This is a genomic window from uncultured Gimesia sp. (assembly GCF_937919775.1).
Classification (GTDB): domain Bacteria; phylum Planctomycetota; class Planctomycetia; order Planctomycetales; family Planctomycetaceae; genus Gimesia.
Window position 1 is genome coordinate 1 of sequence record NZ_CALFPF010000647.1, and the last position, 7,845, is coordinate 7,845.

Here is a 7,845-nt window from a genome sequence, read left to right on the forward strand (position 1 = left end):
TATTCAGACGAGCCCTCCTGGTACTTGCCGACAATTCCCATATTTCACTTAAATATTAAATGCACACCGCCGGCTTAGATGTCTCTATGTATATTTTCAACTGGTTGCCATTGACCTGACCGGCAGATTTCGCCATTATCCCCCCTCTCTCAGTAGTTTAAATTCTCTTTTTTGACACACTTTTTTGAACGGTTTCCGATTTTGTGTGTCAGATCCTGTAAAACTTGCTCATATAGACGTATTTAATTTCCATGTCCAATGTTAAGCCCAACCGTTTCGAAGTGGAACGGATTAAAAAACTAGAGAAAATTCAGTCCCTGGGATTTGATCCCTGGGGGCAGAGATTTGACGGCCATATTCCGATTGTCGAAGCACGCGAACAGGCGCCGGAAGCATCGGGCGTGGATGGCGAAGAAGTTCGCATCGCCGGTCGGATCATGTTGCGTCGTAAAGCGGGCAAACTCCGCTTTTATGATATCAAGGACTGGACGGGCAAGATTCAGTTGCTCTTCTCCCGTGGCGATTTAAACGAGACGCAATGGGAGTTGATGGGCAATCTGGATCTGGGCGACCTGATCGGCGTGGATGGTTGTCTGCGACGGACCGAGACCGGCGAGATTTCGGTCTTCGTCAAAGAATTGACGGTGCTCTGCAAATCGCTGGCACAGCCCCCCGAAAAACATCACAGTGTCAAAGACGTGGAACTGCTGCTGAGACAGCGTTCACTCGATTTGATTTACACTGAAGGCGTTCTGGATAAGATGTTGAAACGGAGTCAGATTATTGACTCGGTGCGGCAGACGTTACGAAATCACAAGTTTGCAGAAGTCGAAACCCCGGTACTGCATGCGGTAGCCGGCGGTGCGGCGGCGCGACCCTTTATCACACATCATAATACGCTGGAAATCCAGCTTTACATGCGGATTGCGCTGGAACTGCATCTGAAACGCTTGATGGTGGGCGGCATTGAACGCGTCTATGAAATCGGACGCGTCTTCCGGAATGAAGGGATTGATGCCACGCATAATCCTGAATTTACGATGATCGAAATTTATCAGGCGTACGGCGACTATGAGACCATGATGGATTTGACAGAAGCCATCATTACCGATGCCGTCAAAGCGATCAGCGACACCATGCAGCTTCCCTGGGGCGAAGATCAGACGATCGACTTCAGCAGCCCGTGGGAACGCAAAAAATATTACGATCTGGTCAGGGAACATGCCGGCTGTGATCCCTACGATCCGGCTGCTGTCGCCGCAGTGGCAAAGCAGCATGGCATCAATACGGAAAATATTCACCCGGATATTGTCTTGAACGAGGTGTTTGAAGCCACTTGCGAGCAGCATTTGATCGGCCCGGTATTCGTGATTGATTACCCGGCCTCCATCTGCCCGTTGACCAAACGAAAGCAGGGAGACCCCAACATTGCCGAACGGTTTGAGCTGTTCGTGCAGGGGATGGAACTGGCAAACGCCTACACGGAATTGAATGACCCGCTGCTGCAGGAAGAGTTGTTCCGCACACAATTGACGGGGCAGTCGGATGAAGAGTCGATGGCGAAAATGGATACAGATTTTATTAAAGCGTTAAAGGTTGGCATGCCTCCTGCAGGGGGACTGGGAATTGGCATTGATCGTCTCGTGATGTTATTGACTAACAGTCACAGCATTCGCGACGTCATTTACTTCCCATTACTCAGGCCTGAAGGTCAACCGACAACTAACGAGTAAACCAGGGACGTGTCCGGCAGTTGACAAAATTGCCGGCAGAATAATCAGCCAAAGGATTGGCCGTATGTACAAATCACTGTTATGCCTGCGATATTTAAAAACACGTTATATTGCGCTGGCCAGTATCATCAGTATGACGCTCGGCGTGGCGACGATGATCGTCGTCAACAGTGTCATGGATGGTTTCAGCACCGATATGCGAGACCGTCTGCGTGGCATCCTGGCGGATGTCATCGTGGAATCGAATTCACTCGACGGTGTACCTAACACGCAGGACCTTAAAGAGAGCATCCAGCGTGCTGTAGGTAAAGACATTGAGGGCATGACGGCGACCGTCGAAATTTATGCCATGCTCAGTGTGCAATACGGCTCACAGTGGCAGAGCAAACCGGTCACTCTGATCGGCATCGATCCGGCGACCAAAGCGACCGTCGGTCCGCTCTCGAAATATCTGGTGAATACCAAGGAGGGGAGTGTCCCCGACTGGGAATTATCGCCCGAAGCGATGGCCTATCGTAAAGAGTGGACGACTCGCGCCCAATGGATGGTGGACCGCTGGAATCACAATCCGCCGCCGATGGAGGATCACGAACAGGTTTCCTTTGAAGAACCGCAGTCGGAAGAACCGCTGCCCAAACCGGACTTCGAATCAAAAGCGACACCCGAAAATCCGTTCAATTCTAAACCGCAGGTCGCAGTGAAAACAAAGGATTTTGCCAATCCATTCGATGACGGTTTAGAAGGAAAGTCTTTTGACAAAGAAGAGAAACGTGATCCCGGCAGCCCTTTGAAAGGCCGCGTCTATATCGGTTACGGGCTGGTCAGCTTCCCGTATGAAGATCCGGATACCGGCGAAACGAAAATGTTTCAAATCGTCAAACCGGGAGATGATGTCAAAATCAGTACGGTTACCGCCGGCCAGCCTCCGGAACCGACCCACTTTAATGCCACGGTTGTTGATCTGTTCAAAAGTGAAATGAGCGAGCACGATAGCAGCCTTGTATTCTGCAATCTGGAATATCTGCAGGAAATGCGAGGCATGATTGATCCCGAAAGCGGCGAAAAATCAATCACTTCGATTCAGATCAAACTGAAAAATCCGGAAGACGCCGCCATGGTGGTCAGCAAGCTGGAAGAAGCATTGCCCGCCAATCTGTTCCGCGTTCGTACCTGGGAAGACAAACAGGGGCCGCTCCTGGCAGCCGTCGAAGTGGAATCTGCGATTTTGAATGTGCTGTTATTTTTGATCATCGCCGTTGCCGGTTTTGGCATCCTGGCGATCTTCTTTATGATCACACTCGAGAAAACCCGCGATATCGGCATCTTGAAAGCATTGGGTGCCAGCTCTAACGGCATTATGTCTATCTTCCTGTCTTACGGTCTGGCGCTCGGACTGGTGGGAAGTGGAGTGGGTGTGATTGTCGGACTGCTGTTCGTGAAATATATCAATCAGATCGAGAAATTCATTACTTTCGTCACAGGGCGGAAAGTCTTTGATCAGCGGATTTATTATTTCCCGGAAATTGCCACGCACGTGGAACCGATGATGGTTTTCTGGGTGGCTGTCGGCGCCATGGTGATCGCCGTGCTGGCCAGTATTTTGCCCGCACGAAAAGCAGCACGATTTCACCCGGTAGAATCATTGCGGTATGAATGAGGTTCTGACTGATAAGAACCGCGTTCAAAAAGGAAACGTAACAGCAATCATCGTTATCCCGTTATTGTCGAGTACGAATTCATGACCGAGACTATTTCCATGCCTCAACCACAGTTAGCGGCGATTGCCGTCGAAAAGGCTTACCGCAAAGATAAGCACAAAGTTCCCGTACTGCGCGGGATCGATGTCGAAGTCAACAAAGGCGAGTTCCTGTCGATTGTCGGTCAATCGGGTTCAGGAAAGAGTACGTTGATGCATCTGTTCGGTTTGCTGGACACTCCCGATGTGGGTGAAATTTATCTGGAAGGCCAGCAGATTGATGATTTACCCGAGCATGCCCGCGACCAGATTCGCAACCGGGTGTTCGGGTTTATCTTCCAGTTCTATCACCTGCTGCCCGAACTGAATCTGCTGGAGAATGTGCTCTCGCCGCTGATGATCCGTTATTCCACCTGGGAATACTGGAAGCAGCGAAAAAAGTTCAAGCAGGATGCGCTGGAGATCATTGAGAAAGTCGGTCTCTCCCATCGGCTTAAGCACCGTCCGTCCGAAATGTCCGGCGGAGAAATGCAGCGGGCCGCCATTGCCCGGGCCTTAATTGCCAAACCGCAGATTTTGCTGGCAGACGAACCTACCGGAAATTTGGATAGTACTACCGGTAAAGAAATTATGGACCTGCTGACCAACTTGAATGAGCAGGAACAGCTGACTATCATCATGGTGACGCACGATAATTTGATTGCTGCACAGGCACATCGAACGGTTCGCCTGCGGGAAGGTCAGATCGAGGTGCTGGGCAAGTCGAAAAGTGCTTCGGTTCCCGCCTAGTCACAGCCGATCAAAGCCTGCCTTTAGCACGTGAACCACTGTCGCCAGCGTTGTGTCTATGGCATGAGCCACTGCACGTGATTCTTCTGTCTGAAATGGATTTCGCCGATTTCTAAACAGGATTGAAATTCCGCCAAAACCAGCCAGCCGCGTCTTGGCCTAAATTGAGAATGGTACCAGATTCTAATGTCGCTCCAAATCTATATTGACGGAAAACTGCTCCCCAAGGAAGAAGCAAAAATCAGTGTGTTCGATCACGGCCTGCTGTACGGCGATGGCGTGTTTGAAGGCATCCGGGTTTATCATCATAAAGTGTTTCTGATGCAGGAACACATCGATCGTTTGTATGAAAGCGCCCTGGCCATTCGGCTGGAGATCCCTCTCTCAAAACCAGAGATGATCAAAGCCATTAATGAAACCGTTGCTGCCAACAAAATCGAAAACGGTTATGTGCGTCTGGTCGTTACCCGCGGTGCCGGTTCATTGGGGCTGGACATCCGCCGCACCAGCAATCCCCAGGTCATCATCATTGCCGATAACATTTCGTTATACGATCCGCAACTTTATGTCGACGGACTGAAAATCATTACTGCTGCCACCATCCGAAATCATCCGGCTGCTTTGTCGTCGCGTGTGAAGTCATTAAACTACCTGAATAACATTATGGCCAAAATTGAAGGCACGGACGCCGGCTGTATTGAAGCTTTGATGTTGAACCACAAAGGCGAAGTCGCGGAATGCACGGGCGATAACATCTTCATTATCAAAAACGGAATTGTGAAAACGCCCCCGATCGATGCAGGAATTCTGGAAGGCATTACCAGAAACGCGGTGATCAAACTGGCGGAACAATCCGGCATTGCCGTAGAGCAGTCGTCTTTCATGCGACACGATATTTTCGTAGCCGATGAATGTTTCCTGACGGGCTCTGCAGCCGAAGTGATTCCGGTAGTTGCGTTGGATGGTCGCACGATCGGCAATGGAAAACCGGGACCGATCACCAAAGATCTGAACGAAAAATTTAAACAACTCACGCGGGAATAGAACTTGTTCCCGAGTGCACCCGGGCGAAATTGAAGCTCTGGTTGACAAATTGGTTCCTTTCTGAATCTCCGTAAAAAGCCTCAGTTCAGCTGTGAGTTTTCGCCTTGACGAGAACCTGACGTTCCGCAAAATGCGTAATTAGCGTCGCGCGCGTGCTGGGACTTTCTGTCTGGTGAACTGATTCACTCTGTTGATTTCGTCACGATAAAAGTCCCTTGTTTTTACGGTTTTTGAATGTGAACTCTCTAAACCTGTTTCGGATGATCAGTCTGTCGAAGGTGCGGTTGGGTCACGATTGGGACATCAGTTTGCGCCTGAAATGTCAAATTTTTGCCACAACTTGAGATACTTGAACCATAACCGTGTCGTAAAAAACGGAGCCCGTTTCTTCAACAGCAGGAAACACAAAACACGATTGTACCCGATGTCACCCGGCCCTCGGAGCTGAATCCATGCTGAACTTTCGTTGCATCCGTTTTTTTGTGTGTTAGGATAGGAAAACGTCATTCAACGCGACCGGTTTGCTGTTTTCATGTGTTTATTCTCTCAGCGGAACCGTTATTGCCTGTCCATTCGGGAATCTTTCTGATGCGAATTTCAATCCAATCAGTTGTTTGTCTCTGTTCTGTCTGTGCTCTCCTGGTGCTGTCGACTGGTGCACAGGGGGAACCGCAGTCGAGCGCGACTGCTGCCGGCGCAACGGACCGTGAAGCGGCCAAACAGGGATTAGCCGAGTTCAATTCGCTGATTGGTGGCTGGCGCGGCGTGGGGATGATCAAACGCAATTCCCGTCAGGGAGCCTGGTCGGAAAAAGCAGAGTGGGTCTGGAAATTCAGCCCGAACTCCACCAGTATTGACTACCAGATTACGGACGGCAAATTTCTCAAGTCGGCTTTGCTGTCGTATGATCCGCAGAAGAAAACCTATTTGTTGTCCGCCGTGCTCCCGGATGGGACAACGCGGTCTTACACCGGCAGCTTGAGCAAAGACACGCTGATTTTAGAATCACAGCCCGATCAGAGCGGTGCCGTCTATCGCATTTCCATTCGTCGTCTCAATGAAAAACGGACGCTGGTACTCTTCGAACAACGCAATCAGGGGCAGTCGTTTTATTACCGTTTAGCTGAAGTCGGTTACACCAGAGCAGGGACAAAACTCGCCGAGTCGGGAAGTGGTGGCCCCGAATGCATCGTGACGGGAGGTGCTGGCACGATCCAGGTCAGTTATCAGGGCAAAAACTATTATGTCTGCTGCAGTGGCTGCAAACAGGCGTTTGAAGAAGATCCCGAAACGTTCATCGCGGAAGCAAAACAAAAAGCGGAAGCACGCCGCAAACAGAAATCCAGCCCCTGAGTTTACCGCTGCGGGATTCAATGAAATCAGCTCAATAGTGGCGTTGCTCAAAAATCTTCGAGTGATGAACCCAGGTCGCTCACCGTTGCTTTTTCAGCCGGCTCTTCCAGGATCACTTCGGTTTTTGACAAATCGGTGCGAGGCAGGGGGATTCGCTCTTCTGACTGCGATTTTTTCGACATCGGGTTCAGCCATTTGGGGAAGCGCGAAAAACGCGAAGGTTCTTCAGATTTGGCCTGCAGAATGACCGGCTCCAGTTCCACCGGTTGCTGCTGAGAGACATTTTGAATCGTGGCGGGTTTCTCTTTTTTTGTATAAAATTCCAGACCAAAAAAAGGAGAGCGGTTGTTACTGTCCATCTGGAACATTTTATTGGCAAATCCCTGACACCCTGTCTGCGTGCCAAGCAGAAGTGTACTAATGCAGAGAATCCAAATTAATCGCAGCCCGTTCATTTGTTGACTTTTTCCATCCTTGTCCAAGTCAAATCGATTCTTGATTTCGCTATTTTATCTCACTTGCATTTCCGTGAAACTCTATCAATCACGGTGGTGCAAGCCCGTTGCGAGATCGTAACACATTACGTCATCGGCTAACTCAGTCTGAGAGATTGCTCAATTTCTGCAGATCAAAGCCCCTCATTGGTTTTTTTCTGCTCCGGGGCGTTTAACCCCAATAGACTACTGATTTACTCATCTGCTGTTGCATTTGATGCGTGACTTTCGATTTCGTCTTCTGTTTCGATCGGAGGCTCACTCTGTTTGGGAACATCACGAAAACCGAGTGTTTTCGTGATAGGTCCGTCACTTCCCATCTGACAGCCTGTGCAGGTCAGGACACATAAGATGGAACAGCAAATTGCAAGGTGTAATAGTTTACGCATTGGGATTCCCTTCCCAGTAATTTCTGAATAACACCCCCTGATTTGAGCTGCGGTTCATATCAGGAACTCCATTTTAAGTGAAGAGCGTTTTTCGGTTCGGCACACTTCCCTCCTGATTTCCGGCACATATTTCTTGAGCCCGCATTTTCACGTTGATGATTCTCACCATGTTGTTTTGAGGCAACCACACGTTAACTGTAGATTTCAAAACAGTTTACGTATTTATAGTTCGTTCTTCCCTCGTGCGCGTTGCGATTTGACCTCATCCCCCCTTTGGTTCGAATGTGCCCGGTCCGGAAAAAATGCCGGGAATACACTTTTTTTATCTCCTTATATATTAACAGTTT

General features: G+C 49.6%; 6 protein-coding genes. 5 read left to right on the forward strand and 1 reads right to left on the reverse strand.

The features are described from left to right. The first annotated feature begins 251 nt into the window (after positions 1–251). The 5 genes from lysS (at position 252) to Q0294_RS18500 (ending at position 6,615) form a co-directional block, all read left to right on the forward strand. Positions 252–1,733 carry a lysine--tRNA ligase gene (gene lysS / locus Q0294_RS18480; protein ID WP_299468404.1) on the forward strand — a complete coding sequence of 494 codons (1,482 nt, stop codon included), beginning with the start codon at positions 252–254 and terminating at the stop codon, positions 1,731–1,733. A gap of 64 nt (positions 1,734–1,797) precedes the next feature. After that, positions 1,798–3,390, forward strand: coding sequence for an FtsX-like permease family protein (locus tag Q0294_RS18485; protein WP_299468406.1), 1,593 nt, complete (start codon positions 1,798–1,800; stop codon positions 3,388–3,390). 81 nt (positions 3,391–3,471) lie between these two features. Continuing rightward, entirely contained in the window at positions 3,472–4,218 is a 747-nt protein-coding gene (locus Q0294_RS18490; RefSeq protein ID WP_299468408.1) for an ABC transporter ATP-binding protein, read from the forward strand. Between the two features lie 186 nt (positions 4,219–4,404). Next, positions 4,405–5,262, forward strand: coding sequence for a branched-chain-amino-acid transaminase (gene ilvE, locus Q0294_RS18495; protein ID WP_299468410.1), 858 nt, complete (start codon positions 4,405–4,407; stop codon positions 5,260–5,262). 588 nt (positions 5,263–5,850) lie between these two features. After that, on the forward strand, positions 5,851–6,615 hold the full coding sequence (locus Q0294_RS18500) for a YHS domain-containing protein (protein ID WP_299468412.1): 765 nt from the start codon (positions 5,851–5,853) through the stop codon (positions 6,613–6,615). Between the two features lie 47 nt (positions 6,616–6,662). Here Q0294_RS18500 and Q0294_RS18505 read toward each other — a convergent pair whose 3' ends face one another. Continuing rightward, a complete protein-coding gene (locus tag Q0294_RS18505) occupies positions 6,663–6,983 on the reverse strand; it encodes a hypothetical protein (RefSeq protein ID WP_299468414.1) in 321 nt (106 codons plus the stop codon). Between the last annotated feature and the right edge of the window lie 862 nt (positions 6,984–7,845).